At 65.0% G+C, this 24,679-nt stretch carries 27 protein-coding genes and 1 tRNA gene; 15 read left to right on the plus strand and 13 right to left on the minus strand.

The features are described from left to right. Positions 1 to 44: 44 nt before the first annotated feature. Positions 45 to 926, plus strand: a complete 882-nt coding sequence (locus CRO39_RS13935; RefSeq protein WP_176520208.1) for an ankyrin repeat domain-containing protein — start codon at positions 45 to 47, stop codon at positions 924 to 926. A gap of 43 nt (positions 927 to 969) precedes the next feature. On the opposite strand, the gene CRO39_RS13940 is transcribed toward CRO39_RS13935, so the two are convergent. Both CRO39_RS13940 and CRO39_RS13945 read right to left on the minus strand, forming a co-directional pair. Beyond that, a complete protein-coding gene (locus CRO39_RS13940) occupies positions 970 to 1,719 on the minus strand; it encodes an anti-sigma factor family protein (protein WP_097122548.1) in 750 nt (249 codons plus the stop codon). Then, positions 1,716 to 2,219 (minus strand): RNA polymerase sigma factor, encoded by a 504-nt coding sequence (locus tag CRO39_RS13945; RefSeq protein WP_097122549.1) that lies wholly within the window; start codon positions 2,217 to 2,219, stop codon positions 1,716 to 1,718. The genes CRO39_RS13940 and CRO39_RS13945 overlap by 4 nt, the downstream gene beginning before the upstream one ends. A gap of 142 nt (positions 2,220 to 2,361) precedes the next feature. Here CRO39_RS13945 and CRO39_RS21225 point away from each other — a divergent pair, with 142 nt between their 5' ends. From CRO39_RS21225 to CRO39_RS14000, 13 genes are all read left to right on the plus strand, one after another. After that, on the plus strand, positions 2,362 to 3,666 hold the full coding sequence (locus CRO39_RS21225; RefSeq protein WP_238394547.1) for a S8 family serine peptidase: 1,305 nt from the start codon (positions 2,362 to 2,364) through the stop codon (positions 3,664 to 3,666). A 103-nt stretch (positions 3,667 to 3,769) separates the two neighbouring features. Next, positions 3,770 to 4,480 (plus strand): hypothetical protein, encoded by a 711-nt coding sequence (locus tag CRO39_RS13955; RefSeq protein ID WP_097122550.1) that lies wholly within the window; start codon positions 3,770 to 3,772, stop codon positions 4,478 to 4,480. A 116-nt stretch (positions 4,481 to 4,596) separates the two neighbouring features. Then, positions 4,597 to 5,421 carry a hypothetical protein gene (locus tag CRO39_RS13960; protein ID WP_097122551.1) on the plus strand — a complete coding sequence of 275 codons (825 nt, stop codon included), beginning with the start codon at positions 4,597 to 4,599 and terminating at the stop codon, positions 5,419 to 5,421. Between the two features lie 280 nt (positions 5,422 to 5,701). Then, complete coding sequence (locus tag CRO39_RS13965) at positions 5,702 to 7,075, plus strand: tyrosine-type recombinase/integrase (RefSeq protein WP_097122552.1); 1,374 nt, start codon at positions 5,702 to 5,704, stop codon at positions 7,073 to 7,075. Further along, the gene (locus CRO39_RS13970; protein WP_141400803.1) at positions 7,072 to 7,731 is read left to right on the plus strand and encodes a hypothetical protein; all 660 of its coding nucleotides are present in this window, start codon (positions 7,072 to 7,074) and stop codon (positions 7,729 to 7,731) included. The genes CRO39_RS13965 and CRO39_RS13970 overlap by 4 nt, the downstream gene beginning before the upstream one ends. A 90-nt stretch (positions 7,732 to 7,821) precedes the next feature. Next, positions 7,822 to 8,031: a helix-turn-helix transcriptional regulator gene (locus CRO39_RS20555; protein WP_141400804.1), complete on the plus strand. Its 210-nt coding sequence runs from the start codon at positions 7,822 to 7,824 to the stop codon at positions 8,029 to 8,031. Continuing rightward, entirely contained in the window at positions 8,028 to 8,270 is a 243-nt protein-coding gene (locus tag CRO39_RS20970) for a hypothetical protein (RefSeq protein ID WP_162125699.1), read from the plus strand. Before CRO39_RS20555 ends, CRO39_RS20970 begins: the two co-directional genes overlap by 4 nt. After that, complete coding sequence (locus CRO39_RS13975) at positions 8,257 to 9,129, plus strand: helix-turn-helix domain-containing protein (protein WP_162125698.1); 873 nt, start codon at positions 8,257 to 8,259, stop codon at positions 9,127 to 9,129. Before CRO39_RS20970 ends, CRO39_RS13975 begins: the two co-directional genes overlap by 14 nt. Continuing rightward, positions 9,126 to 9,980: an ATP-binding protein gene (locus tag CRO39_RS13980; RefSeq protein WP_097122555.1), complete on the plus strand. Its 855-nt coding sequence runs from the start codon at positions 9,126 to 9,128 to the stop codon at positions 9,978 to 9,980. The genes CRO39_RS13975 and CRO39_RS13980 overlap by 4 nt, the downstream gene beginning before the upstream one ends. Before the next feature lie 11 nt (positions 9,981 to 9,991). Beyond that, the gene (locus tag CRO39_RS20560) at positions 9,992 to 10,405 is read left to right on the plus strand and encodes a terminase small subunit (RefSeq protein ID WP_141400805.1); all 414 of its coding nucleotides are present in this window, start codon (positions 9,992 to 9,994) and stop codon (positions 10,403 to 10,405) included. Between the two features lie 55 nt (positions 10,406 to 10,460). Further along, positions 10,461 to 11,456, plus strand: a complete 996-nt coding sequence (locus CRO39_RS13990) for a hypothetical protein (protein WP_141400806.1) — start codon at positions 10,461 to 10,463, stop codon at positions 11,454 to 11,456. A gap of 2 nt (positions 11,457 to 11,458) precedes the next feature. Continuing rightward, positions 11,459 to 11,797: a hypothetical protein gene (locus CRO39_RS13995; protein WP_097122558.1), complete on the plus strand. Its 339-nt coding sequence runs from the start codon at positions 11,459 to 11,461 to the stop codon at positions 11,795 to 11,797. Next, complete coding sequence (locus CRO39_RS14000; protein ID WP_097122559.1) at positions 11,784 to 13,235, plus strand: phage portal protein; 1,452 nt, start codon at positions 11,784 to 11,786, stop codon at positions 13,233 to 13,235. Before CRO39_RS13995 ends, CRO39_RS14000 begins: the two co-directional genes overlap by 14 nt. 264 nt (positions 13,236 to 13,499) lie before the next feature. Here CRO39_RS14000 and CRO39_RS21400 read toward each other — a convergent pair whose 3' ends face one another. The 8 genes from CRO39_RS21400 to murJ all read right to left on the minus strand — a co-directional run bounded on the left by CRO39_RS21400 (position 13,500) and on the right by murJ (position 21,733). Further along, positions 13,500 to 14,048 (minus strand): DUF4410 domain-containing protein, encoded by a 549-nt coding sequence (locus CRO39_RS21400; protein WP_097122560.1) that lies wholly within the window; start codon positions 14,046 to 14,048, stop codon positions 13,500 to 13,502. A gap of 99 nt (positions 14,049 to 14,147) precedes the next feature. Beyond that, complete coding sequence (locus CRO39_RS14010) at positions 14,148 to 14,477, minus strand: hypothetical protein (protein WP_097122561.1); 330 nt, start codon at positions 14,475 to 14,477, stop codon at positions 14,148 to 14,150. Positions 14,478 to 14,651: 174 nt separating this feature from the next. Continuing rightward, positions 14,652 to 14,727, minus strand: a tRNA-Thr gene (locus tag CRO39_RS14015). 35 nt (positions 14,728 to 14,762) lie between these two features. Beyond that, complete coding sequence (gene ispH, locus CRO39_RS14020) at positions 14,763 to 15,713, minus strand: 4-hydroxy-3-methylbut-2-enyl diphosphate reductase (RefSeq protein WP_097122562.1); 951 nt, start codon at positions 15,711 to 15,713, stop codon at positions 14,763 to 14,765. A gap of 9 nt (positions 15,714 to 15,722) precedes the next feature. Then, a complete protein-coding gene (gene lspA, locus CRO39_RS14025) occupies positions 15,723 to 16,223 on the minus strand; it encodes a signal peptidase II (RefSeq protein ID WP_097122563.1) in 501 nt (166 codons plus the stop codon). 31 nt (positions 16,224 to 16,254) lie between these two features. Beyond that, complete coding sequence (gene ileS / locus CRO39_RS14030; protein WP_097122564.1) at positions 16,255 to 19,086, minus strand: isoleucine--tRNA ligase; 2,832 nt, start codon at positions 19,084 to 19,086, stop codon at positions 16,255 to 16,257. Then, entirely contained in the window at positions 19,083 to 20,030 is a 948-nt protein-coding gene (locus CRO39_RS14035) for a bifunctional riboflavin kinase/FAD synthetase (RefSeq protein ID WP_097122565.1), read from the minus strand. The genes ileS and CRO39_RS14035 overlap by 4 nt, the downstream gene beginning before the upstream one ends. An 80-nt stretch (positions 20,031 to 20,110) precedes the next feature. Then, entirely contained in the window at positions 20,111 to 21,733 is a 1,623-nt protein-coding gene (gene murJ / locus CRO39_RS14040) for a murein biosynthesis integral membrane protein MurJ (protein ID WP_097122566.1), read from the minus strand. Between the two features lie 113 nt (positions 21,734 to 21,846). Between murJ and rpsT the strand changes: the two genes are divergently transcribed. Further along, positions 21,847 to 22,116 carry a 30S ribosomal protein S20 gene (gene rpsT / locus CRO39_RS14045; protein ID WP_097122567.1) on the plus strand — a complete coding sequence of 90 codons (270 nt, stop codon included), beginning with the start codon at positions 21,847 to 21,849 and terminating at the stop codon, positions 22,114 to 22,116. A 523-nt stretch (positions 22,117 to 22,639) separates the two neighbouring features. On the opposite strand, the gene obgE is transcribed toward rpsT, so the two are convergent. From obgE to rplU, 3 genes are all read right to left on the minus strand, one after another. Next, positions 22,640 to 23,704: a GTPase ObgE gene (obgE, locus tag CRO39_RS14050; RefSeq protein WP_097122568.1), complete on the minus strand. Its 1,065-nt coding sequence runs from the start codon at positions 23,702 to 23,704 to the stop codon at positions 22,640 to 22,642. A gap of 200 nt (positions 23,705 to 23,904) precedes the next feature. Beyond that, positions 23,905 to 24,165 (minus strand): 50S ribosomal protein L27, encoded by a 261-nt coding sequence (gene rpmA, locus CRO39_RS14055; RefSeq protein ID WP_097122569.1) that lies wholly within the window; start codon positions 24,163 to 24,165, stop codon positions 23,905 to 23,907. Positions 24,166 to 24,177: 12 nt separating this feature from the next. Continuing rightward, the gene (rplU, locus tag CRO39_RS14060; RefSeq protein WP_097122570.1) at positions 24,178 to 24,486 is read right to left on the minus strand and encodes a 50S ribosomal protein L21; all 309 of its coding nucleotides are present in this window, start codon (positions 24,484 to 24,486) and stop codon (positions 24,178 to 24,180) included. Between the last annotated feature and the right edge of the window lie 193 nt (positions 24,487 to 24,679).

The raw sequence follows: 24,679 nt of genomic DNA on the forward strand, positions 1-24,679 counted from the left end.
TTTGGATAGATGTGAGTCCTTGATTCGGGGAGTTTCTGATCGTCATGGAACAACAGCGCATTCAACCTTCAATATTTCGGCATTTGGCTGCGTGCTTTTTTGTTACCCTCACCGCGTGCTGGGCGCAGCCTTCCAGCGAGAGCGCTGCGCCGCGCTTCACCGCCGAGCGTCATTTTGGAGGCAAGGCGCTGGAACTGGCCAAGGCGGTCGACCGCAGCGACGCGGCCACCATCCAGCGATTGATCCGACAGGAAGGTGTCGATCCCAACACCATCTTCACCGACCAGGCCATGCCGATGGTGGCCTGGCCCATTCTCAACAAGAATCCGACTGGGCTACGGCTGCTGCTGGAAGCGGGAGCCGACCCCAATGCGCGGCGCGTCGATGCGCAGCGCAAGACCGGTAAACAACGCAACAACGCGATGGTGCTGGCCGCTGGCGAGCCGGATTCGCGCTACCTGGCGATGCTGCTGGACCATGGCGGCGACCCCAATACGCACAACTCCAATGGTGAAGCACTGACCCATGTTGCCTACCTGCGCGATCAGTGGCAGAACGTGCAGTTGTTGATCGAGCGCGGCGCCGATATCAATGAAGGCCTGTACGACACCGGCAGCTACAACACAGTTGTCAGTTGGTATTCCAAATTCGGAAACTTCGACAAGGTTCACTGGCTGTTGCAGAAGCAGCCTGATGTCACCCGCACCACCCCAGCGCCCCCCGGCTCGGTCAATCCGACTCGGATGCCCATCGTCGATGAAATCTACTGGCTGCCGGTCAAACTGGAGATGGTCGATTGGCAGCGCAAATGCCAGCACTGGTTGCGCGATCATGGTATCGAACGGACACCGATACCCATTTATCTGAAGGAGCGGCGGGAAAAACTCGGCCTACCCAGCGAAGAAAAAGACATTCCGCTTTTGTAAGCCACCCAGGAACATCGGCGCAGCCTACCGCAACGCCGGACAATCACCGCCACCCCGCCTCGCGCGCCATCCGTTCGCCATCGGCATCCAGCGGCTCCCCTTTCAGACGGGCATCGACCTCGGCAAGGATGGCCGGCGGCAATGGGGTAGACGCGAGCCGCAGCTCCGCCTGCGCCGGCGTTGCCTCGGTCAACGCCGATATACGCCAACCGCCAGGGTCGCGACAAGCAAGGCCTGCCATCGGCTGCGGCTGCGCCAGCGTGAAGGTGCGGCAGTAGCGTCCATCGCTGGCGCGGAAACTCAGCCCCACCTGCACCCGCCCCTGCGCCGGGCCATCGGCTGCCACACGGGTATCCAGCGTCTTTGCCAATTCGCCGCCAGCCAGCGGAATGCCGATGGACAGCGTCATCATTGATGGCATACCGCTGTCGCGCAGCCAGGGGCCGATCCAGATGCCCAAGGCCAGCGAAGCGGCAACCGCGGCCCATTGCGGCCAGCGCCAGTTCCCGCCGCGCGTCGCCTGGTTTGGGCGGGCCCGGAGCGGCACGACGGTATCCGTGGCATCGGCTTCCGCCTGGGTGCCGCCATCGACAGCGGCCAGCAGCCTCGCCGGCACCGGCTCATCAAGCACCGGCGCATATGCCCGATGGACGCGTTCGCGCAACCTGCGTGCCTTGGCCACGGTCGACGCCACTTCGGGATCGAGGCGCATGGCCTCTTCGACTCTCGCCCTGGCGGCGGCGTCGAGTTCGCCATCCACGTAGGCCATCAGCATTTCTTCGGACAGCTTCATTGCAGGTTGTCTCCCAGCATGCGTTGCAACGCTTCGCGGCCGCGGGCCAGGCGGCTGGTCACGGTTCCGATAGGGACCTGCAGCGCCGCAGCAGCCTCCTTGTAGGACAGTCCTTCCACCAGCACCAACGCCACCGCTTCCCGCTGGTTTTCCGGCAACTGCGCCATCGCAGCTTCCACCGACATGGTCAGCGCATGATCGACCGCAGGCGCCTCGCCCACGTTTCCTCCCGCGGCCTCTGCAGCGAAGACCTGCCCGCGGCGTTGTCGTGAACGGACCTCATCGACCCACGCGTTGCGCACGATACCGAACACCCATGCATCCAGGCCAAGTTCCTCGCGCCATTGCGAAGCGCGCGCAATCGCGCGCTCCACCGCCGTCTGCACCAGGTCGTCCGCATCGTGCGGATTGCCGGTGAGACTGCGGGCGAATCGCCGCATGCGCGGCAGCAATTCACACAGTTGTTGATGCATGGGACGGGCGGTATCCGCGGCTTTCATCGGGTATTACGTCCGGGACAGGCGATTTAATCCATTCAGCGTACCGGCTTTTTCCGGGTGTAGGCTCTTGGCTGGCGGCCCAGGGGCAGAATCGATGCTACCTGCGGTTTCATGCCTGTGTCAGCCGTTTCCGGATGCCGCGATGTTTCCAGTTCTCAAGCCATCGATGCCGCTCTTCGCGCTGGCCATCGCGTGCGCCGCGACACCCGCCCATGCGCAGAACGCGGCCCGCTTGCCTGCGGCAATGCCTGCCCTGCCGGCCTTGCAGACACCGGCAGGGCAGGCATTGCCGCAGGCGGTCCAGCGTGCGCAGGGCATATTGCAGGACACCGCGTCGTCAGGTTTGACGCAGCTGCGACGGCTGGAAATCGAAAAGCGCCTGCGGCTGCACCGCGACGTACTCGATACCGACAACAAAGGCGCCCCGGTGTTGCGCAGCCAGGTGATCGCCATCGACCCGGCGCCCGAGGCGCTGCAACGCGCACGCAGCGCCGGCTTTGCGGTGATCGACGAGCGCAGCCTTGATGGGCTGGATCTGCGCATCGTGGTATTGCGCAGTCCGGACGGTACCGGCACCCGTGCCGCGCTGCGCAAGCTTCGACGCCTGGACCCTGCAGGCAGTTACGATTTCAATCACGTCTATTCCGGTTCCGCCGCTGTCAACGCGCAGGTATCGACTGCCGCATCGGCCACGGCACCGCCGTCGAAAGCCGTACGCATCGGATTGATCGACAGCGGCGTATCCGGCCAGCATCCGGCGCTTGCCGGGGTCGATATGAAGGTCTGGGGCTGCGAAGGCGAAGCGCATCCGGACGCACACGGCACCGCGGTCGCATCGCTGCTGGTTGGCGGTGCGGCGGCGGGGAGCACGCTGTATTCCGCCGACATCTATTGCGGCCGTCCGACTGGCGGTGCAGTCTCCGGCTTCGCCCAGGCCATGGCGTGGATGGCACGCGAGCGCGTCGGTGTGATCAACCTGAGCCTGGTAGGGCCCGATAACCATCTGTTGCAGCGCGCGATCCAGGCGCTGGCCGCTCGCGGGCATGTGCTGGTCGCCGCCGTGGGCAACGATGGTCCCGCGGCGCCGCCATTGTTTCCAGCCGCCTATCCCGAAGTCATCGGAGTGACCGCGGTGGATCAGCGCCAGCGTGCTCTGCCCGAAGCCGGCCGTGGCCGCCAGGTCGACTTTGCCGCTCGCGGAAGCCAATTGCGTGTCGCCCGCCCCGACGGCGACTGGGATACGGTGCGCGGCACGTCTTTTGCCGCTCCGCTGGTGGCCAGGGCGGCCGCGCAGCTGATCGGCGCCCCGGGCGAAGCCGAGGCCATCCGCGTACGCGCGCAGCTGATCGCCCAGGCCGTGGATCTGGGCTCCAAAGGGCGCGACAACACCTATGGTCACGGACTGCTGGATGCACTGCCGACGGCAGCGGTTGCCGAAACACGCTGAACGCCGGCTGAGGTCAGTCGAGTCCCGGGGAAGAATCCCGTCATCGCGTTCGTAATCCCTGTGAGTGCCGCGGAATGGCCCGCGAACCACAGGAGAACGAACGATGAAAACCAAGCTGCTGCTCCCCACTGTTCTGGCCACCAGCCTGCTGACTGCAGCCCTGTCCGCGACGGCGCAGGATGTGGCTGCGGATGGCTCCGCCAATGCCGCCGCCGAGGCGTTTGCCGAAGCCTCGGCGCCCACCGAACAGCTTGCCGCGCGCTACGCGGATCTGATGGGCTCGACCGAGGCGGCGACCGCGCTGATCCAGCGACTCCGCAGCAACGCCGAAGACGGCGCCGCGATGGGCTATGGCGAAATCGACAACGCCCTGGCGCTGACCCGCTCGGCGATCGAATCCGGCGCCGCCACCAGTGCCGATGCCGCCCTGGATACCGTGCTGCAACTGCGCAGCGACGGCATGGGCTGGGGCCAGGTTGCGCAGGAACTGGGCGTCAGTCTTGGCGACGCGGTCAGCACCGCGCATGGCGTTGGCACCGCGGCGCAGGCCGGGGGCAACGCGGATGCCACGCTGTCGCTGGCCGGGCAAACCGGGGTCGGCACGGTTGCCGCAGGCAGCGTCGGCGCCGGCACCGCCGCATCGGTCGGGGTCAGGGCCGGTGCGGACCGCAATGCCGGCGCCAACGTGAACACACGCGTGGACGCGCGCATCGATGCCGGCCTGCGCGGTTCGGTCCCGGACCGTCCGGCGGGGCTGAGCGCGCCGCAACTGCCGCAACGGCTGCCGCTTCTGAGCCGTCCGGGTCGTCCATAACCTCGCAGCCGCTGATACGCGGCAATCCAATGAAGACCACGAGCCGACCATCGGCGGGCGCCACGCCTGCCGATGGTCCGGACTCCCGCAGAATGGGTTCCTCAGGAAACGACACGATGATCTGTTCGACCATGATGCGTTCGGCGTTGACGATTGCCGCGCTGACCGTCGCCGGCACGGCCGGAGCAGCCGATGGCGCTACCAGCTTCGGCGTCGGTGTGGACTACAGCAGCGGCAAGTACGGCGGCGACATCGCCACCGAAATTCTCTCCATTCCAGTCTCCACTCGCGTCACCCGCGGCAACTGGAGCTTCCGCGCCAGCCTGCCGTGGATCCGCGTTTCCGGCGATCCCGACGTGCTGCCGACCTTGGGTGCGGTGGACAACCTCAACCCGCTCGGCCGCGGGCGCAGCGGAATCATCGGCGCGCCGCCCGAAGATCAGGGACAGGCCGAAAACGGCACCGCTTCGGGTCTGGGCGATCTCACGTTGGGTGTGGCCTATTCGGTGCCTACCGGCGGTGCGCTCGGACTGGATCTGGGCATCCACGCCAAAATCGCCACCGCCGATGAGGACCAAGCACTGGGCACCGGCGCCAACGACTACGGTCTCAGCGTCGACCTGCACCGCGACTTCGGCGGGACATTGCTGTTCGGCGGCGTTGGGCACACATGGCTCGGCACATCGGAGTTCATCGACGTCGACAGCATCGATACTGGCAACCTCGGCATCAGCCGGCGCATCGGCCGTGCCCGCGTCGGCACCCTGTACGAGCATCGCAGCGCCACCATCAGCAGCCTGGAACCGCGCCGCGATCTGGTCGGATTCGTCAATCTTCCCAGTGCCGGCAATGGCAGGCTGCAGCTGTACCTCAGCCATGGCCTCTCCGACAGCAGCCCGGACTGGGGCATTGGCGTGGCGATCAGCTCGGGCCACCGATAGCGGCGCTGCCCTCCGCGCCGACCGCAGCCTGTTCTGAACGCAGACAGACAAAACCCCGCCGGAGCGGGGCTTTGTCTGTCTGGTGCCGGAAACAGGAGTCGAACCTGCGACCTACGCATTACGAATCCTGTGCAATGCAGCAACTAAGCATCCCTAACAATCACAATTTTCCCCTGTAATAACCGCACATTCTCCGACCTAACTGGAACACTTGCTATCGCCGGGTAACACTGGGTAACATCCCCGTTGTTACCCAGTTTGTTACCCAAACGAGCGACGCATGCCAAGAATCAAGGTCACCACGAAGGGACTGGAAGCCATCGTGAGCAAGCGCCATGCCGAGCGAGTCGACTACTTCGACAGCGCCACGCCTGGCCTGAGTCTGCGCGTAGGGCCGCGGGACGCGGTTTGGCACTACATGCGCCGGATCGACGGCAAGCTGACCCGCCTGCGACTGGGCACGGATGACGAACTGGCGGCGGTCGGCAGGCCGGATCGCAAGGCCAGTTTCACAATCGCCCGCGAGAAGGTCGGCGAGATTGAGCAGACCATCGCCGCGGGGAAGCACCCCAAGGCCGAGCAGGCGCGAGAGCGGGCAGAAAAACGCGAGTCGCGGGAGCGGGATGAAGGGCGCCTGGTACGCAACGTCGCCGAGGCTTGGAAGAAATCGCATCTGGGCGAATTGGCTGCCACTACGCAGGCCGACTACAAGCGCGCGCTGGCGGAGTTCACCGAGGCCCACGGCGACGATGACATCGGCGTCCTGACTCGTGGCCAGATCAAGCGCGCGCTGGACCGGGTGAAGGCCAGGTCACCATCTGCAGCCAACCGTGCCGCCGTGGTCATCCGCCTTTTGTTCGCCTACGCGACTGACCGCTACGACCTGCCAAGTAACCCAGCCGCCGACATCAAGAACCCGGCCCGGCAGAAGATCCGCAAGCGCACGCTGAGCCGTGATGAGGTTCGGATCTTATGGAAAGCGTGTTTGCTGGCGGGATACCCCTACGGCGACGCCCTGCGATTTGCGCTGTGCACCGGGCAGCGCATCGGAGAAGTTGGCAACTTCCGGCGAAGCGATATCGACAGCTCTGGTGAGTATTGGGAGCAGACGGAGAACAAGTCCGACAGCCGGATCGACGTGCACGTTGCCGAGCATGCGCGTGGCATCCTCGCTGCCTGCCCGGACTTCGGGAGGCGCTCGCCGTTCTTCACTGCGGGCAGGGCGTCTGACGACGAAGATGATCTGGATGGCCGGAAGATGGCCGGCATCCATTCTGACCGCTGGAACAAAGCAATCCCGAGGCATATCCAGCCGCGCATCTCGGAAGCTGCCAAGGCGCTGGGATTGGATCCGATCACGGAACCTTGGACCCCGCATGATCTGCGTCGGACCGTGCGTACGGGCCTGACGGGCTGGTGCTTGGGCGTGTCGCCGGATACTGCGGAGCGCGTCCTTAATCACTCCATTGGCGGCCTGCGTGCGGTCTACGATCACGCGGATTACCGGCCTCACGTCGCCGAGGCATTGCGCATTTGGGATGCAGAGTTGGCGCTGATTCTGGACGGCAAGCCGTCATCCAGGCAGCAGCGGGCGGATGCCACGAAAAAGGTGAAGCGCAGCGCCAAGGTTGTGCCTATAAGGCGTCGCGCATGACGAAGAAGAAGACCGGCGCGTTTCATGGCGCGTGGATGAACGGCACCGTCCCGGCAGACCTGTTGCGCCAACGGTTGGGCGCTGAGCGCAGTGCGAAAATCAATCCCGCTCCCATCATCGCCACGTTGTCTCGTCAAATGGAGCTTTGGCGGTTCAACCTGCAACGACAGGACGCTGACCCGCAACCCGCGCAATGGGTTGACCTGCTGCACGCGATCAAGGTTCCGGACACGCCGAATTTTCGCGACGTGGACACGCTGCGCGCGCAAGTCGAAGCCTTGCCGGTTCGCGTTGCTGGAGTGCTGAACGAGGTGCTGTTCAAACGTGCCGAAATCGGCCGCGTGGCGCTGTTTGAAAGGATGATGAGGGACGCAACGCCGCGCAATGCGACCGCATCACCGGCCGATGTTGTGCTGCTGCGCGGCGCCCTGGTCGATATGATCGAGTCCTTGCGATACGTCCGCGGCAGACGCGGGCCGAAATTGAAACAGGATATCGGGCCGGTCCTGCGAGCCGTGCATGCCGCGATTGTCACAAATTCCAGAATGGCGGACGTGCCGGCGCGCGAACTGGCCGCAGACCTGCTGGTCATGTGCGGCATCCCTGCACCGAAGGGCCGAAGCCGGCTTTCGGAGTTGTTTAGTCCAGCCCGCTAGCCGGGGGAAATTATCGGACAACTCGTAGCGGAACATTGAATAACTTCTATATCCGAAGCGCTGCATGGTGTGGCGCATCGGAATCGCAAGATGAGTAAAACCCCTGATCCCGGTCGCGTGCTTCCCGCGCGAGTCGTCCGAAACCGCTTTGGCGGCATCAGCGCGATGACCCTTTGGCGCTGGCAACAGGCCGGCATTATCACGCCGCCACTCCAGATCAACGGGCGAAACTACTGGCCGGAGGCCGACGTTGATCGAATCATCGCCGAACGTGCTGCCAGCGCGCCGAAGGCAGCATGAACGGCGAAGCCCGCATGCGCGCACCACTGTACGGACCCAGCGCGGCTGAGCTTCGTCGACAATTGCCCGACCTGGGCGATGGCCTCCGGGCGCAGTGTATCGAGCTGCACAACGCGCCTTCACCAGAGCGGTGCGAACGACTGGCGTTGAACCTTGATGGCGCGCGCCGCGCCGTGCTGCAACTTGCAGAAACCATGCGTCACGAGCAAAGGGGAGCGCCGTCGAATGGCGAGACCTGAAAATGCCGACGCCCCGCTGCGGAAACAGCGAGGCGTCGAGGACAACATGGACTTGGGCAAGCCGCAGGCGAAGGATAACACCGCCGGCAGCTTCAACTACAGCGGCAAGCTCGCGCTGTTCGTCGCTGCAGCGCGCGATCCGCGGCTCATGAAGACCGACCTGGCCGCCTTCAGCGTGCTTCTCGAGCATGCCGATAAGCACACGGGCGAAGCGTATCCGTCCGTCGCGCGCATCGTCGCCGAGAGTCGCGTCCCCAGAACCACGGTCATTCGCGCCTTGAAGCGCCTGGAAGACTGCAACTGGATCCGCACCGACAAGCGCATCGGAGCGCATTCGACCTATTGGCTAACCGGTTCCACAGATGGCACCGGTTCCACACACGGGACGCGTACCACGCAGGTCAGCAACCGGTGCCATCCAGGACTGCGCACCGGTTCCACACACGGGACCGATCCGGTCCCACACGTGGAACCCGAACAAGGAGAAAAGAAGAACAGGGTTGTAACAGGTGAGAGCGCGCGCACGAAACAAGTGCAGATGACATTGCCGACCTGGTTACCTGCTGACGCTTGGGCTACGTGGAAGCAACACCGAAAAGCGGTTGGCAGGAAGTTCACCGAGCATGCCGAGGAACTCGCCCTGCGGCGACTGGCAACCCTGCGGGCTGAAGGCCATGACCCGGTGAAGGTGATCGAGCTGGCCATCGAATCGTGCTGGTCAAGTTTCAATCCCCGCGAATCGACGAAGGCCAGTGGCAACGGCGCCGGCCAGATCCAGCGGGATACCAGGTCCGAGGATGAGATCGAGGCCGCCAACCGGGAGCAGCTCGCGCGATTCGGAATCGAGGTGGAGGCATGACCGCCCCGCTCGAAGCTGCCGGCGACGTGCGCACCTGGACATGCGAGAGTCACGGCGAGGTGTACGGCGAGTTACCTGGCGCCGTGTCCATGATCTGGCGATGCCCGACCTGCGAAGCCGAGGCCATGCGGCAGGAGCGCGCGTTCCTGGCCGAGCGCCGCCGGTACGCGTGGTGGCGCAACGACAGCGGCATCCCCGCGCGCTACCGCTCGGCCACGCCCGCCCATGTCCAGCCGCTTTCACCTGGCGCAAAGACCCTGGCCAGCGCTGCAGCGCGGTACAGCCAGACCTTGAGCGAGCGCCTGGATGCTGGCGAGGGTCTGGTGCTGCTGGGGCCGCCTGGGCTGGGGAAGACGCTGGCGCTGGCCGCAATCGTCAACGCCGCCTGCCGAGAGTTCCGCGGCCCGGTGTACGCGGTATGGCCTGACGTGCTGGCCGAGGTGAAGGCAGGATTCGGCGGCAGTCGAGACGACCCACGCAGAGAGGCAGCGGAGCGACTCCGCGATGCGCCGCTGCTGGCCCTGGACGAACTCGGCGTGAAGGGCGCCAGCGACTTCGACCACGCGGAACTGTTCGGGCTGGTCGACTACCGCTACCGGGAAACGCTGCCGACACTGGTCGCGGCGAATGCTACGCCCAACAACTTCGCCGCGCTGGTCGGTGAGCGCATCGCTGATCGCCTACTCGAATCCGGGCCGCTGATCGTACTGAGCGGCGATAGCCAGCGCGGGAAGGTCGCACTTGACGGTCCCGATGCCATGCCCCCGCCGCCATCCGAGATCACCGTTCGCACCCACGGCCACGGCCGGTGGAGCGAGCGCCGGATTCATGCGCCCGATGGCCGTCCGTAGGCCCGCCTTGCATGCACGAAGGCCTCCCAATCGGCACCGCAGCCCAGCAGCTTGGCATCGCGCCGGGCACGTTGCGGCGCTGGGTGCGGGAAGGCTGCCCAGTTGCAGCGCGCGGCCGGCGAGGGCGTGGCCATGCGGTCCTAATCGACCCCGATGCAGTCCTGCAGTGGCGAGGGGCCGGCGAGCGCGAGCGGCTACTGTTGGAGCTGGCCGGCGCCATTCCCGGTCTCTTGGCCGAGGCCGCAGTGGAATCGCTGCGGCAGGCGGAAGGCCTGGACAAGCGGCGTCTCGCCGGAACTCTGGCTGCGACCTGGTACCTGTCCACAACGACGCTACTGGATCACCTGCGGATGACCTGCCCGGCCGTGCCGGATCTGGCCGAAGTGCCGGAGCAGATCGAACGGCTCAAGAAAATCGCACGCTGACGAGTGATTTTAAGCGGTTGGCCTATGGTCGCCGCATCAACCTCGGAGAACATCGATGGACGCAATGAGTTTTGCCGCAGTGAGCCGCGCGCGCACCGCCCTGGACGTGGCAGTTGCCGGCGCCAGCCTCGCGGCCAAGGCGAAAGCCTTCACCGAGATCGGCTGGGCAATGCTGGGCGCTTCCAACGGCCCCGTGAACCAGATTCTGCTGAGCCACCCAAACGATCTGGTGCAGAAGGCAGTCGCAGCTTCCACTATCGGCGGTGTCTGGGTCGGCGAGGATGCCCGCGCACTGGCTGCCGCATACTTGGCCAGCGTTGCCGAGGAGTCGCTGCTGGACCAACTGGCGCGCTACGCCAGAATGCTGCCGATCAACCTGACGCGCACCTTGGTCGCCAGCGGATTCACCGCGAACGTGGTCACCGAGGGCAACGTGAAGGTCGTGCGGAACTTGACGCTCAGTGTCGACGAGGATGTCGCCACCAAGACTGCCGCCATCATTGTGATGACGAAGGAGCTAGTGAATTCGTCCGGCCCACAGGGACGAGCGCTGTTCGAGAACGAACTTCGGAGCAGCGTCACGCGCGCCACGAACCAGGCCGTGCTGACCATGCTGACCACCAGCAGCACGGAGACCGTGGCCGGCACCGGCGATCCGCTGGAGGACCTGCGCGCTGGTCTTGCGGCGGCAGGCCCTTCCTCTGGCTACGTAGTGGCGGCGCCAGGGCCTGCGGTGATCGATCTGGCAACCCGCGTCGAGAATCGTGGCGGCATGGGCGTGCGGGGTGGCAGCTTCATCCCCGGCGTGGAGATCGTCGCGATGGACGACATCGAAGACATCCATGTCATGCCAGCATCGCGGATGGCAGCCTGGGACGGTGGCCTCGAGTTGCGCTCCGCCGAGCATGCCTCAGTGAACATGGCCGACAGCCCGACGAGCCCGTCGGAAGTGGTCAGTTTGTGGCAGACGAACTCCCTGGGCCTGATTGCCGAGCGTTCCTTCCATCTCGTGCCATCTGCCGAGATGGTGGTTGTGAGCGCGGGGAGCTGACCATGGATGCGAAACGCAAGATCGGCACCCCGTATCAGGAGGCACTGCTGGGCCTGTCGGAGCAGATTTCTACCATCTATCGCGAGGAGGAATGCTCCGCCGACATCGCGGTCGACGCCTACCTGATCCAGGACGACCGCTTCATCTGCCTGCAGGCCTCCATCGCCGGCCGGGAAGCCTGGGTTCCGCTGGAGATCGGTACCGAGGGCTGGAGCGATACCCGACGCGCGCGTCTGATCTATGAAGTGACGCGGGTGGTGCGCAAGCGCTTGGATCTGGAGAGGTACACCGGGGAATACGTGAAGGCGCAGGTCGGGAAGGTGATCGATGCGTATCGCTGATCGCATCCGGGGATGGCTCGGAAAGAAGGAACTCGCCATCTCCCCGGTGACGCAGAACCCGCGCGCTGGGTGGAATCCGCTCGTGATCCACGAGCCATTCGCCGGCGCCTGGCAGCGCAATCTGCCGCTGACGCAGGCCACGGTCGCCTGCTATTCGACGGTCTATGCCTGCCTGGCACGAATCAGCGGCGACATCGCCAAGCTGCCATTCCGGCTCATGCAGCGGGACAGCCACGGGTTGTGGGTGGAGGTGCGCAATCCCGCATACAGCGCGCTGCTGCGCAAGCCCAACCATTACCAGACTCCCGGCCAGTTCCGGGCCGACTGGATCCTCTCGAAGCTGCAGCGCGGGAACACCTATGCGCTGAAGGAACGCGACGAGCGCAACGTGGTGGCCAAGCTGTTCATCATCGACCCGACGTTTGTCGAGCCCATGGTGACGCCCACCGGCGATGTCTACTACTGCCTGACCTACAACGGCAACAGCCTGGACGGCCACTCGAACCAACAGATCATGGTGCCGGCCTCGGAGATCATCCACGACCGCGAGATGACGCTGCATCACCCGCTGATCGGCATCGCTCCGTTGGCCGCGGCTACCCTGGCGGCGTCCAAGAACATCCAGATCCAGCGCAACGCGTCGACCTTTTTCTCGAACGGGGCCCAACCCGGCGGCATCCTCACCGCCCCGGCAGGCATGCGGGAGGAGGATGCCAAGACGGTCAAGGAATACTGGGATGCCAACTTCACCGGGGACAACCGCGGCAAGGTGGGCGTCATCGGTGCGGACATGAAGTTCACCGCCTTTGCATTCAACTCGGCCGACTCGCAATTGGTCGAGCAACTGCGCTACTCGGATGAGCAGATCTGCCATGCCTTCGGGATTCCCCCGTTCAAGGTGGGAATCGGCTCAATCCCCGCGGGCCTGAAGGCCGACGATCTCAACCTCATGTACCTGAGCGATGCACTGCAGACGCGTATCGAGAGCATGGAGGACAGCCTGGACTATGGCTTGGGCCTGGGCGACGACATCGGCGTAGAGCTCGATACGCAGCCGCTCCTGCGCATGGATGCCCAGCGCCAGGCAGAGGTCGAGGGCAGCCTGGTCAAGAACGGGATCAAGGCACCCAACGAGGCACGGCGCCGGTTCGGGCTGAAGCCGCTGGCTGGTGGCGATTCGGTGTACCTGCAGCAGCAGAACTTCAGCATGGAGGCGCTGGCACGGCGTGACCAGTCTGCCGACCCGTTCAACTCCGGACAGACGGGAGAGCGATCGGTGCGCGGCCTGCGGACACTGGAGGCCTTGCGCGACCGCATCAAGCGCGCCAGGTACAACCACGATGACGGCACCTGGGACCTGCAGCTCGATGATGGCTCGTGGCTTCGCAGGACCGTGAATCCTGCCTATCCGACCCCGGGGGGGCTGGTCACGATCTGAGCTCGCCCCCCTCGGACACCGCGCCCCCCCTCATTTAGAGGTTTTTTTCTCGCCAGGAAAATTCAGACTTAACCCCATTTATGCGCAAGAACGTGAAACTGGACCGATCGCCAAGGCTCGGCAACGTGAAGCCGCTCCGGCCGGCCGGATGATTATGGAATGGGATGTTGCCGACCGGGCTGCGGCGATATTCGGCCGGCTGCTGCTGGCCTCCGCCCCATGGACTTGATAGTCATGCCGAACCTGCACACGCCGCAATCGTGCCTATCGCGTAGGCTTGGGTTTCCACTTCATTTCGCCTGACTGGCGTGAGGCGCCGGTAGGTGTCGTGGGTGCCGCCGGTGCGCCTCCCAGTACAAAGTCAGCGATCTCGTCCGCATGGCCACGGAGTAGGCCGCCAGCCGATCCGACGGCGGTTGCGTTGCTGGACGCTACCTCCAGTCGGCCCAACTCCTGCCCGGTGGCTGGGTCCAGCACCTGCACTGTGCTCAGCACCGTGTCTTTGCCGGCCATGAGCCCTACGGTCGCCCGCACCGCACCGTGGCGCATCCGATAGCGCGTAACCGTGATCAGCACATGCACGGCGTCAGGTGCCCCGTCGGTTGCCCGTACCAGGATGAAGCGGGAATCCAGTTGGCCGCGCACCACCGCCAGCCCCTCGGGAGTCATCCCGCCGGGATTCTCGATGGTGTACCAGAGCTTTGTTCCGACTTGGCTGGAGTTGGCCCGGGCGACCTTGCTGGAGGTTCCAATGCACCCCGTTAGCAGCAGGCAGCAGGCAACGACAAAGACACGCGACCAAACTCTGTGCATGAAGACCCCACTCTTAGGAAAGCGCTCTCGCTGAAGGTAACGCGAGGGGCATCGAAGCACCCTCCAAATTGTGTTCACCTGCAAGTCTCGCTACTGGCGCTACGGGCCCTTCATGATCTCTCCCAGCGTACGGGAGTCTGCCGGCGGTTCCGGCGCTGGCGGAGAAGTGGGCGGCGGAGGTTCCGCCCGCGGCGCTCGATCTATGATAGTTGTGGCGATGGGATGGATCTGCTGGGAGATTCGCGTCAGCACTTCGTTCGTGCGCTTCTGTTCGACGATCAGCTGGCGCAGCAGCGGCTTGATGCCGAACACGGCGAACGGCAGAACGAACCACAGAATCCCGAGCACCAAGAGAAACAGAATCACGAACAGACCGAATGCCCCGCCCAGCAGACCCGCGGGGTTGCTGCTTCCAAACAATGCATCCATGGTCGATTCTCCCCAGAACCAGCCTCACTGTAGCCCAGATGGGCGCATTCGTCCCACCTACCTGCAGGGGCATGCGAGGGGCACTTCGCTTTCGAAAATGTTACCCGGTTGTTACCCAGTGGCGAAAATAAAAAAAGTTGCGAGCCGTTAAGCGTCGCAACCCCTTGATTTAATTGGTGCCGGAAACAGGAGTCGAACCTGCGACCTACGCATTACGAATGCGCCGCTCTACCAACTGAGCTATTCCGGCGGAGCCGGCAATTTTAGGGGTCTGGCGCAGGCCGGTCAATTGACCAGCTGCAACCGCAGTTCCTTGGGTAGCGCGAAGACCATGTTTTCCGGCTCGCCTTCCAGTTCCCCTACGGCGTTGGCGCCGAGTTCGCGCAGGCGGGCGATCACGCCGTCTATCAGCACGTCCGGGGCCGAGGCGCCGGCGGTGACGCCGATCTGGCGCTTGCCTTCAATCCAGGCCGGGTCGATTTCCTGCGCGCCGTCGATCAGGTAGGACTCCACGCCATCGCGCTCGGCCAGTTCGCGCAGGCGGTTGGAATTGGAGCTGTTGGGCGAGCCGACCACCAGCACCAGATCGCACTGCCTGGCGAGATCGCGCACGGCATCCTGGCGGTTCTGGGTGGCGTAGCAGATGTCGTCGTTCTTGGGCCCCTGCATCTTCGGGTACCTGGCCTGCAGCGCCTGGATGATGCCGACGGTATCGTCCACCGACAGCGTGGTCTGGGTGGTGTAGGCAAGATTCTCAGGTTGCCCGACCTCCAGCGTTGCGACCTGTTCGATGTCCTCGACCAGGTAGATGCTCCCGCGGCCGCCTTCGGCGCTCCACTGCCCCATCGTGCCTTCCACCTCCGGGTGGCCGGCATGGCCGATCAGCACCACGTCGCGGCCGGCGCGGCAATGGCGCGCCACTTCGAAATGGACCTTGGTCACCAGCGGGCAGGTGGCGTCGAACACCTTCAGGCCACGCCGCTCCGCCTCCTGGCGCACGGCCTGCGAAACGCCATGCGCGCTGAAGATCACGGTTGCGCCATCGGGCACTTCATCCAGTTCCTCGACGAATACCGCGCCGCGCTCTTTCAGATCGTCCACGACGAAACGGTTGTGGACCACTTCATGGCGCACGTAGATGGGCGCGCCCAGCGTTTCGATGGCACGCTTGACGATCTCGATGGCGCGGTCGACGCCGGCGCAGAAACCGCGGGGATTGGCGAGCAGGACTTGCATGCGGCGATTCTACTCCGCCTGGCGCGGTTTGCCGCCCAGCAGGCCGAACAGCGCGATGCCGATGGCGCCGCCAACGATGGCCGAATCGGCCAGGTTGAACGCCGGCCAGTAGTAGTCGCGCCAGTGCCACTGGATGAAATCGATGACATGGCCATGGATGAGGCGGTCGATGACATTGCCCAGCGCCCCGCCGATGACCAGCGAGTAAGGCAGCGCCTGCCGCCAGTCGGCGCGGGCGGTGCGCGACAGCCAGAAGCCCAGCAGGCCGCTGATGCCTACCGCCAGCGCGGTGAAGAACCAGATCTGCCAGCCGCCGGCATCGCTCAGGAAGCTGAACGCGGCACCGGTGTTGTAGGTGCGGTACCAGTTCCAGAAGCCTTCGATGACCGGGATGGCGGTGTATTCGGGCAGATCGCTCAGTACCCAGGCCTTGCTCCATTGGTCCAGGGCAATCACCAGAATCGACAGGACCAGCCAGATCAGCGCGTTGGGTTTTGGGTGTTGGGGCATGAGAATGGCCTTGCAGGGGAGAAGGAAAAGCCTAGAACCACTTGCGGTCTTCTCCCGGCCCTTCCACGTTGCTGACGCAGCGGCCGCACAGTTCCGGATGCCCGGCATGCGCTCCCACATCGTCGCGATGGTGCCAGCAGCGCACGCACTTGCTCTTGCGGGTGGGCTGCGCCAGTACGAACATCTCGTCCGAATCCACGGCCGTGATCGTCACGTCGCCGCTGATGAAGAGGAAGCGAAGTTCCTCGGCCAGCGGCTGCCAGCGGGCCGCCGTCGATGCATTGACCGACACCGCGATTTCCGCTTCCAGCGCCGCGCCGATCTGGCCGTTGGCGCGCATCGGCTCCAGCACCTTGGACACCTGCTCGCGCAGCGCCAGCAGGCGGTCGAAATCGGCCGCCGACAGCACGGCATCGGAAGGCAGCGGCGCAAGACCGTCGTACCAGGTGGCGAACAGCACGTTGTCCACGCGTTCGCCGGGCAGGTATTGCCACATCTCATCGGCGGTGAAGCTCAGCACCGGCGCGATCCAGCGGGTGAACGCCTCGGCGATGCGATACATCGCGCTTTGCGCCGAACGGCGGCCGCGCGAATCCTCGCGCATCGTGTACAGGCGGTCCTTGGTCACATCCAGATACAGCGAACCCAGATCCACGCTGCAGAAGTTCAGCAATGCCTGCACGATTTCGGCGAAATCGTAGCGCTCGTAGGCGGCGGCGATCTTCTGCTGCACCTCCCAGGCCCGGTGCACGATCCAGCGGTCCAGCACCACCATGTCTTCCAGCGGGCGCAGATGCTCGGCCGGGTCGAAACCATGCAGATTGCCGAGCAGGAAGCGCGCGGTGTTGCGCAACCGGCGGTAGGCGTCGGCGTTGCGCTTGAGGATTTCCTGCGACAGCGACATCTCGTTGCTGTAGTCGGCCGAGGCGATCCACAGGCGCAGGATGTCCGCGCCCAAGGTCTTCATGATGTCCTGCGGCTCGATGCCGTTGCCCAGCGACTTGGACATCTTGCGGCCGTGCTCGTCCACGGTGAAGCCGTGGGTCAGGCACTGCCGGTACGGCGCGCGCTTGTCGATGGCCACGCCGGTCAGCAGCGAGGACTGGAACCAGCCGCGGTGCTGGTCCGAACCTTCCAGATACAGATCGGCCGGCTTGCCCAGGCCGCGTTCCAGCAGCACCGTCTCGTGGGTGATGCCGGAATCGAACCAGACATCCAGGATGTCGGTGATCTTGTCGTAGTCGGCGGCTTCGGCGCCCAGCAGTTCGGCCGCATCCAGCGTGTACCAGACATCCACGCCGCCCTGCTCCACCCTGTCGGCGACCGCATGCATCAGTTCGGTGCTGCGCGGATGCGGTTCGCCGGTTTCGCGGTGCACGAACAGCGCAATCGGCACGCCCCAGGTGCGCTGGCGCGAGATGGTCCAATCCGGACGGCCTTCGATCATGCCGGCGATGCGCGCCTGGCCCCATTGCGGGAACCAGCCCACCTGCTTGATCGCTTCCAGCGCATCGGCGCGCAGGTTGGCCTGTTCCATCGAAATGAACCACTGCGGCGTGGCGCGGAAAGCGATGGGCGTCTTGTGCCGCCAGCAGTGCGGATAGCTGTGTTCGAACTTGGCGAACGCCAGCAGCGAACCATTGCCGCGCAGCACCTCGACGATGGCGTCGTTGGCCTTCCAGATGTGCAGGCCGGCCAGTTCGGTACCGTTGGCCGGCGGTGTGGAAGGCAGATAGACGCCGCGGCCGTCGACCGGGTTGATCTGCGCCGCGGTGTACTTGTCGAGCAGGCCGTACTGCTTGCCCACCACATAGTCGTCCTGGCCATGGCCGGGTGCGGTATGGACCGCGCCGGTACCGTCCTCGGCCGACACATGGTCGCCGATGACGACCGGAATATCGCGCTCGGCATAGAACGGATGCGCCAGCAATTGGTTCTCCAGCGCCGCGCCGTTGACGCGCGCATGCACCAGCGCTTCCTGCACGCCGTAGCGCTGCAATGCGCGCGCTGCCAGCGCGTCGGCCAGTACCAGCCAGCGGCGACGGCCCTCGTGCGGCGGCCCTTCGACCAGGGCGTAGTCCAGATCGCCGCCCAGCGATACCGCCAGCGACGCCGGCAGCGTCCACGGCGTGGTGGTCCAGATCGGCACGGCGATATCGGCGCCATCCGGCAGTTCCACGCCAAAAATCCGCGCCAGCGCCTGGCTGTCGCGCGCCGCGTACGCCACATCCACCGCCGGCGACACCTTGTCCTGGTATTCGATCTCGGCCTCGGCCAGCGCCGAGCCGCAATCGAAGCACCAGTGCACCGGCTTGACGCCGCGGGTCAGGTGGCCGTTGTCGATGACCTTGGCCAGCGCACGGATTTCATTGGCCTCGAAACGGAAATCCAGCGTCCTGTACGGATTGTCCCAGTCGCCGAGCACGCCCAGGCGCTTGAAATCCTTGCGCTGGATGTCGATCTGCTGGTTGGCGTACTCGCGGCATTTCTGCCGGAACTCCACCGCATCCAGCTTGGTTCCGACCTTGCCGTACTTCTTCTCGATGGCGATTTCGATCGGCAGGCCGTGGCAGTCCCAGCCCGGGATGTACGGCGCATCGAAACCGGCCAGGTACTTCGACTTGACGATGATGTCCTTGAGGATCTTGTTGACCGCATGGCCCAGGTGGATCGCACCGTTGGCGTACGGCGGGCCATCGTGCAGCACGAACAGCGGGCGGCCCTTGGCGTTGTCGCGCAGTTGCGCGTACAGGTTGCCGGATTCCCAGCGCGCCAGGGTTTCCGGTTCGCGCTTGGGCAGATCGCCGCGCATCGGAAAATCCGTGGCCGGCAGGTTGAGGGTGGCTTTGTAATCCTGGGTCACGCCGTCGCTCGTCGTTTTTCTGCGGAAAGAAGACGCCGTGCAGTTTCGGCGTCGCGTTGCATCTGTTCGGTCAGGCTGGACAGATCGGGAAACTTCAATTCATCGCGCAGCTTGGCGACGAACTCGACTTCGATATGGCGCCCGTACAGGTCGCCGTCGAAATCGAACAGATGCGCTTCCAGCAGCGGTTCGACACCATCCACGGTGGGACGGGTGCCGAAACTGGATACCGACGGCCAGGGCCGATCGCCAACGCCGTGCACCCAGGTGGCGTAGATGCCGGACAACGCCGGCGTCTTCGGAAAGCGCAGGTTGGCGGTCGGAAACCCCAGCATGCGGCCGAGCTGCTTGCCGCGCACGACCCGGCCGTCGATCGCATAAGGCCGTCCCAGCAGGCGCGCGGCGGTGCTGAAATCGCCGCTGCGCAACGCATCGCGGATACGGGTGCTGGAAACCCGCTCATCGTGCAGATGGACCGGCTCGATCGCGGCGGCGCTGAAACCCTGTTTGACCCCCAACTCCTGCAGCAGCGCCAGGTCGCCGCCGCGGCGGTGGCCAAAGCGGAAATCCGGGCCAATCCAGACCTCGCGCGCGCCCAGCCGGCCGACCAGCAGCGTGCTGACGAAATCCTCGGCGCTCATCGCCGACAACGCCGCGTTGAAACGCAGCAGCCCCACCGATTCCACGCCCAATCCATGCAGGCCTTCCACCTTGGTCCGCGCCAGCGTCAGCCGCGGCGGCGGGTTGTCGCGGGCGAAGAATTCGCGCGGCAGCGGCTCGAAGGTCAGCGCCACCGCCGGCAACCCCGCCGCCTGCGCACGCGCGACCGCATGCCGCACCAGCGCGCGATGGCCCGTATGCAGACCGTCGAAGGCGCCGATGCAGACTACGCTACCGTGCGGGAACAACCGCCCGCCATCGACGTCACGAAACAGCCTGCTCATGGAGTTATTGGGCTCGAACCCAGCCGCGACGGCCGGTCCTGACAAGGGAATCCTTCAAAGTATAGCCGGGACGCCGCATCTCAATGCCCGCGCAGCTGGCGCAGACGGACGCCCTGCAGCCACAACAGCGCCATGTACACCACTCCGCCGGCGCCGACCATCGCCGTCAGCCGCCAGCCGCGCTGCCACCACTGCCACGGCGTCCAGTCCTGCCAGCCCCAGCGAAACGCCGCTACCACCAGCGTCATCGCCAGCGTGGCCAGGCCAATCTGGCGCAGGAACCGGCCCCAGCCGGGCTGCCTGCGATAGACGCCGGCGCGGCGCAGATACCAGGCCAGTTGCGCCGCGTTGGTCCAGCCGGCGATGGCGATGGCCAGCGCAAGCAAGGCGTGCGCGCCAGGTGGCAGCTGTTTCAGCGCTTCCCAATAGTTGCCGGCCGCGGAACCCAGCGCCGCGCGGCCCGCATCGGTCAGCAGCAGCAAACCGGCGAAGAACAGCAGCGTGAAGGCGGCGTTGACCAGCACCGACACCACCGCCGCCTTGACCGGCGTACGCGTGTCCTGGCGCGAATAGAACGCCGGCGCCAGCACCTTGACCAGCAGGAATGCAGGTACGGCGGTCGCCTGCGCTATCAGGCTCCAACTGCTCATACGGGTGTCCAACGCCGTGAACTCGCGGTACTGGAACAACGTGGCCAGCAAGGGCTCGGCGCACAGGATCAGCCCCAGGCAGGCCGGCAGGCCGATCAGCAGGCACAGCCGGAAACCCCAGTCCAGGCCTTTCGAAAAGCCTTCCGGATCGGTGGCCGCATGACGGCTGGACAGGTGCGGCAGGATGACCGCGCCGATGGCCACGCCGAACATGCCAAGCGGGAATTCCAGCAGCCGGTCGCTGTAGTACAGCCAGGTCATGCTGCCGCCGATCAGCAGCGAAGCGGCCATCGTGTTGAACAGCAGGTTGAACTGCACCACCGACGAGCCGAACAGCGTCGGCACCATCAACCGCATGATCTTGCGTACGCCAGCGTGGGCGGCACCCCACCTGGGCCGTGGCAACAGGCCCAGTTTTGCCAGCGCGGGCAACTGGAACAGCAGCTGCAGAATGCCGGCGGCAAATACCCCCCATGCCAGCGCCATGACCGGCTGCCGCATATGCGGCGCCAGTCCCAGCGCCGCGGCGATCATCGCCAGGTTCAGCAGCACCGGCGACAGCGCCGGAATGGCAAAACGCTGGTAGCTGTTGAGAATGCTGCCCACCAGCGAGGCCAGCGAAATGAACAAGGCATACGGGAACGTGATGCGCAGCATCTGCACAAACAGTTCCTCGTTGCCGTTGCCGAGCTGGAAACCGGGGGCGATGACCTTGGCCAGCCAAGGCGCCGCCAGCACCACGACCGCGGTCATGGCCAGCAGGGCTGCGGCCAGGGTGCCGGTGACCCGGTCGATCAGTTCGCGTACCGCCTGCGGGCCGTGCTTTTCCTTGTACTCGGCCAGCACCGGCACGAAGGCCATCGAAAACGAGCCCTCGGCCGACAGCCGACGCATGAAGTTGGGGATGCGAAACGCGGCGATGAAGGCGTCCATAGCCGGGTTGGCGCCGAACACGATGGCGTAAATCTGGTCGCGGACCAGGCCCGAGACCCGCGAAATGAAGGTCATCGCGCTGAAAATCGCCGACGAGCGCAGCAGCCGGTTTCCGCTCATGCCGCCAGGCTCCCGGCGGCACCCGGCTGGTTGACGCAAGCCCCTGAATAGGCCATACTTTTTTGTCTTATTCCCGTCATTCCTTTCTCCATCCCAGCTTTCAGGAACCTATCGTGGCCAATATCAAGTCCGCCAAGAAGCGCGCCAAGCAGACCGTCGTGCGCAATGCGCGCAACGCAGGTCAGCGTTCGATGCTGCGCACCGCCGTCAAGAAAGTGCTCAAGGCCCTTGACGCCAACGACGCCGCCGGTGCGCAAGCCGCCTTCGCCGTTGCCCAACCCATTCTGGACCGCTACAGTTCGCGCGGCCTGATCCACAAGAACAAGGCTGCCCGCCACAAGAGCCGGCTGACCGCCCGCATCAAGGCCTTGCAGGCCGCCTGAGAAGGCATTGGCGGGAAGACCAAATAACCCGGCTCCGGCCGGGTTTTTTGTGGCGGCGCCATCCATGGCCGCCCCCCTTGCGGGCCGTCGCAGGCGCGATGTCAAAGATTTCCCCGTGAAATCTTTTGTTGCCCGCCGGAATCGGCCGCTTCCCCCGCTAGCAAGGGGTAAGGATGGCCTGGCTGCGCGGCACTGCCGCGCAGGCCATCCGAACATCCGACGCGCTGCGTCGGGTCGGGCCGTCAGGCTGGGGGACGCTCCGCCCTCCTGACGACGTCGTGTCCTTGCGTCGGGCCGCAGCCCATCCCTGGCCTGCTCTCCACCCCCACATGCAGGTTCCCCGCACCTGGGGGAAGAACCAAAAAATATCTCGGGCGTGGCGCTCCGAGTGAAGGCGGGATGTGCTGCTGGATTCTCCATGTTCCTGGCGAACAGTCTGGCTCCAGCACTGCCCCCCTCCCAGCCTCCCCCCGCAAGCAGGGGGAGGGACAGATCACCGGAACGGCAGGTGATACGCACGGGCTCAGCCCGCATCGCCCGCCTCCGCGGCCTCTTCCTTCTGACGGTCGAAGAACGCCATCACGTCCTGCATGATCGGCCAGGTGCCGTCGCGGGAAATCGCCGAGATCATGTACCAGGGCTGGGTCCAGCCCAGCTCGGCGATGATTGCTTCGGCGCGTTCCCTGGCCTCGTCCTCGAACATCAGGTCGGCCTTGTTCAGCAGCAGCCAGCGCGGCTTCTGCAGCAGTTCGGGATCGTGCCTGGCCAGCTCGCGCTCGATGGCGCGGACCTGTTCGGCTGGCGAGGCCACCACGCCGGTATCGGCGTATTCCTCCGAGACCGGCGCCATGTCGACCAGGTGCAACAGCAGGCGGGTGCGCTGCAGGTGGCGCAGGAACTGCGCGCCCAGGCCGGCGCCGTCGGCGGCGCCTTCGATCAGGCCGGGGATGTCGGCGATGACGAAGCTGCGGTGCGCCTCCACGCTGACCACGCCCAGATTGGGATACAGCGTGGTGAACGGGTAGTCGGCCACCTTGGGCGTAGCCGCCGACACCGCACGGATGAAGGTGCTCTTGCCGGCGTTGGGGAAACCCAGCAGGCCGACATCGGCCAGCAGCTTGAGCTCCATCTTCAGCAGGCGCTGCTCGCCCTCTTCGCCAGGGGTGGCCTTGCGCGGGGCGCGGGTCACCGAGCTCTTGAAATGCATGTTGCCCAAGCCGCCCTTGCCGCCCTTGGCTACCAGCAGGCGGTCGCCGTGCCGGGTCAGATCGCCGATGACCTCATCGGTATCGACGTTGATGATGACGGTGCCGACCGGCACGGTGATGGTCAGATCTTCGCCGGCCTTGCCGTACATCTGCCGCCCCATGCCGTTCTCGCCGCGTTGGGCGCGGAACTGCTTCTGGTGGCGGAAATCGACCAGCGTGTTGAGGTTTTCGTCGGCCACGATCCAGACGCTGCCGCCGTTGCCGCCATCGCCGCCGTCCGGCCCGCCCAACGGAATGAACTTCTCGCGGCGAAAGCCGACGCAACCGTTGCCGCCATTGCCGGCGATAACCTGGATTTCTGCTTCGTCTACGAGTTTCATGGGATAAGGCCGGGAATGGGGAATCGAGAATCGGGAATGGGAAAAGCGGCTCGCCCGGGTTCGGAAAGTCTATCGGGCTTGCGGTGATGGCGCAGATATCAGGAAACCGCTCTTGCGATTCCCTATTCCCCATTCCCGGCTTCCCAACGAAAAACCCCGCCGAAGCGGGGCTTTCCAATGTGCGGCGCGGACCGGGGGACTTACGCCTCGGTAACGACGCTCACGGTGCGGCGCTTCTTCGGGCCCTTGGTCGAGAACTCGACCTTGCCGTCGACCAGCGCGAACAGCGTGTGGTCGCGGCCCAGGCCAACGCCCGTACCCGGGTGGAACTGGGTGCCGCGCTGACGGACGATGATGTTGCCGGCGTCGATCGCCTGCCCACCATAGACCTTCACGCCCAGCATCTTCGGGTTGGAGTCGCGGCCGTTGCGCGATGAGCCTACGCCCTTTTTATGTGCCATGACTGCTTCTCCTTACTTGTTGATGCCGGTGATTTCGATTTCGGTGTAATGCTGCCGGTGACCCTGGCGCTTCATGTGGTGCTTGCGGCGGCGGAACTTGATGATGCGGACCTTGTCGGCGCGGCCGTGGCCGACGACCTTGGCGGTCACGCTGGCGCTCTTGAGCGCGTCGCCGAGAGTGACGCCTTCGCCATCGCCCAACATCAGGACGTTGTCGAGGGTGATCTCGTTGCCGGCTTCGGCCTCAAGCTTTTCGACGCGGAGCGTCTCGCCCTTCATCACGCGGTATTGCTTACCGCCAGTGACTACAACTGCGTACATGGTGAATCCTCTTCTGTAGTTATTTTATGCCCGCCAACCGTCGAGGGTGGACAGAAGCGGAATTGTATAGGTTTCAGCGGGTTAGGGTCAAGTGGGGACTGGGGACTGGGGACTGGGGACTGGGGACTGGGGACTGGGGACTGGGGACTGGGGACTGGGGACTGGGGACTGGGGACTGGGGACTGGGGACTGG

It is taken from the genome of Pseudoxanthomonas wuyuanensis (assembly GCF_900215535.1).
Taxonomy (GTDB): Bacteria; Pseudomonadota; Gammaproteobacteria; order Xanthomonadales; family Xanthomonadaceae; genus Pseudoxanthomonas_A; species Pseudoxanthomonas_A wuyuanensis.

What these genes read in the sequence shown, in the direction of transcription:
- CRO39_RS13935 (WP_176520208.1), top strand. Translation starts at nt 45, where the DNA reads ATGGAACAACAGCGCATTCAACCTTCAATATTTCGGCATTTGGCTGCG.
- CRO39_RS13940 (WP_097122548.1), bottom strand. Translation starts at nt 1,719, where the DNA reads ATGAAGCTGTCCGAAGAAATGCTGATGGCCTACGTGGATGGCGAACTC.
- CRO39_RS13945 (WP_097122549.1), bottom strand. Translation starts at nt 2,219, where the DNA reads ATGAAAGCCGCGGATACCGCCCGTCCCATGCATCAACAACTGTGTGAA.
- CRO39_RS21225 (WP_238394547.1), top strand. Translation starts at nt 2,362, where the DNA reads ATGTTTCCAGTTCTCAAGCCATCGATGCCGCTCTTCGCGCTGGCCATC.
- CRO39_RS13955 (WP_097122550.1), top strand. Translation starts at nt 3,770, where the DNA reads ATGAAAACCAAGCTGCTGCTCCCCACTGTTCTGGCCACCAGCCTGCTG.
- CRO39_RS13960 (WP_097122551.1), top strand. Translation starts at nt 4,597, where the DNA reads ATGATCTGTTCGACCATGATGCGTTCGGCGTTGACGATTGCCGCGCTG.
- CRO39_RS13965 (WP_097122552.1), top strand. Translation starts at nt 5,702, where the DNA reads ATGCCAAGAATCAAGGTCACCACGAAGGGACTGGAAGCCATCGTGAGC.
- CRO39_RS13970 (WP_141400803.1), top strand. Translation starts at nt 7,072, where the DNA reads ATGACGAAGAAGAAGACCGGCGCGTTTCATGGCGCGTGGATGAACGGC.
- CRO39_RS20555 (WP_141400804.1), top strand. Translation starts at nt 7,822, where the DNA reads ATGAGTAAAACCCCTGATCCCGGTCGCGTGCTTCCCGCGCGAGTCGTC.
- CRO39_RS20970 (WP_162125699.1), top strand. Translation starts at nt 8,028, where the DNA reads ATGAACGGCGAAGCCCGCATGCGCGCACCACTGTACGGACCCAGCGCG.
- CRO39_RS13975 (WP_162125698.1), top strand. Translation starts at nt 8,257, where the DNA reads ATGGCGAGACCTGAAAATGCCGACGCCCCGCTGCGGAAACAGCGAGGC.
- CRO39_RS13980 (WP_097122555.1), top strand. Translation starts at nt 9,126, where the DNA reads ATGACCGCCCCGCTCGAAGCTGCCGGCGACGTGCGCACCTGGACATGC.
- CRO39_RS20560 (WP_141400805.1), top strand. Translation starts at nt 9,992, where the DNA reads ATGCACGAAGGCCTCCCAATCGGCACCGCAGCCCAGCAGCTTGGCATC.
- CRO39_RS13990 (WP_141400806.1), top strand. Translation starts at nt 10,461, where the DNA reads ATGGACGCAATGAGTTTTGCCGCAGTGAGCCGCGCGCGCACCGCCCTG.
- CRO39_RS13995 (WP_097122558.1), top strand. Translation starts at nt 11,459, where the DNA reads ATGGATGCGAAACGCAAGATCGGCACCCCGTATCAGGAGGCACTGCTG.
- CRO39_RS14000 (WP_097122559.1), top strand. Translation starts at nt 11,784, where the DNA reads ATGCGTATCGCTGATCGCATCCGGGGATGGCTCGGAAAGAAGGAACTC.
- CRO39_RS21400 (WP_097122560.1), bottom strand. Translation starts at nt 14,048, where the DNA reads ATGCACAGAGTTTGGTCGCGTGTCTTTGTCGTTGCCTGCTGCCTGCTG.
- CRO39_RS14010 (WP_097122561.1), bottom strand. Translation starts at nt 14,477, where the DNA reads ATGGATGCATTGTTTGGAAGCAGCAACCCCGCGGGTCTGCTGGGCGGG.
- ispH (WP_097122562.1), bottom strand. Translation starts at nt 15,713, where the DNA reads ATGCAAGTCCTGCTCGCCAATCCCCGCGGTTTCTGCGCCGGCGTCGAC.
- lspA (WP_097122563.1), bottom strand. Translation starts at nt 16,223, where the DNA reads ATGCCCCAACACCCAAAACCCAACGCGCTGATCTGGCTGGTCCTGTCG.
- CRO39_RS14035 (WP_097122565.1), bottom strand. Translation starts at nt 20,030, where the DNA reads ATGAGCAGGCTGTTTCGTGACGTCGATGGCGGGCGGTTGTTCCCGCAC.
- murJ (WP_097122566.1), bottom strand. Translation starts at nt 21,733, where the DNA reads ATGAGCGGAAACCGGCTGCTGCGCTCGTCGGCGATTTTCAGCGCGATG.
- obgE (WP_097122568.1), bottom strand. Translation starts at nt 23,704, where the DNA reads ATGAAACTCGTAGACGAAGCAGAAATCCAGGTTATCGCCGGCAATGGC.
- rpmA (WP_097122569.1), bottom strand. Translation starts at nt 24,165, where the DNA reads ATGGCACATAAAAAGGGCGTAGGCTCATCGCGCAACGGCCGCGACTCC.
- rplU (WP_097122570.1), bottom strand. Translation starts at nt 24,486, where the DNA reads ATGTACGCAGTTGTAGTCACTGGCGGTAAGCAATACCGCGTGATGAAG.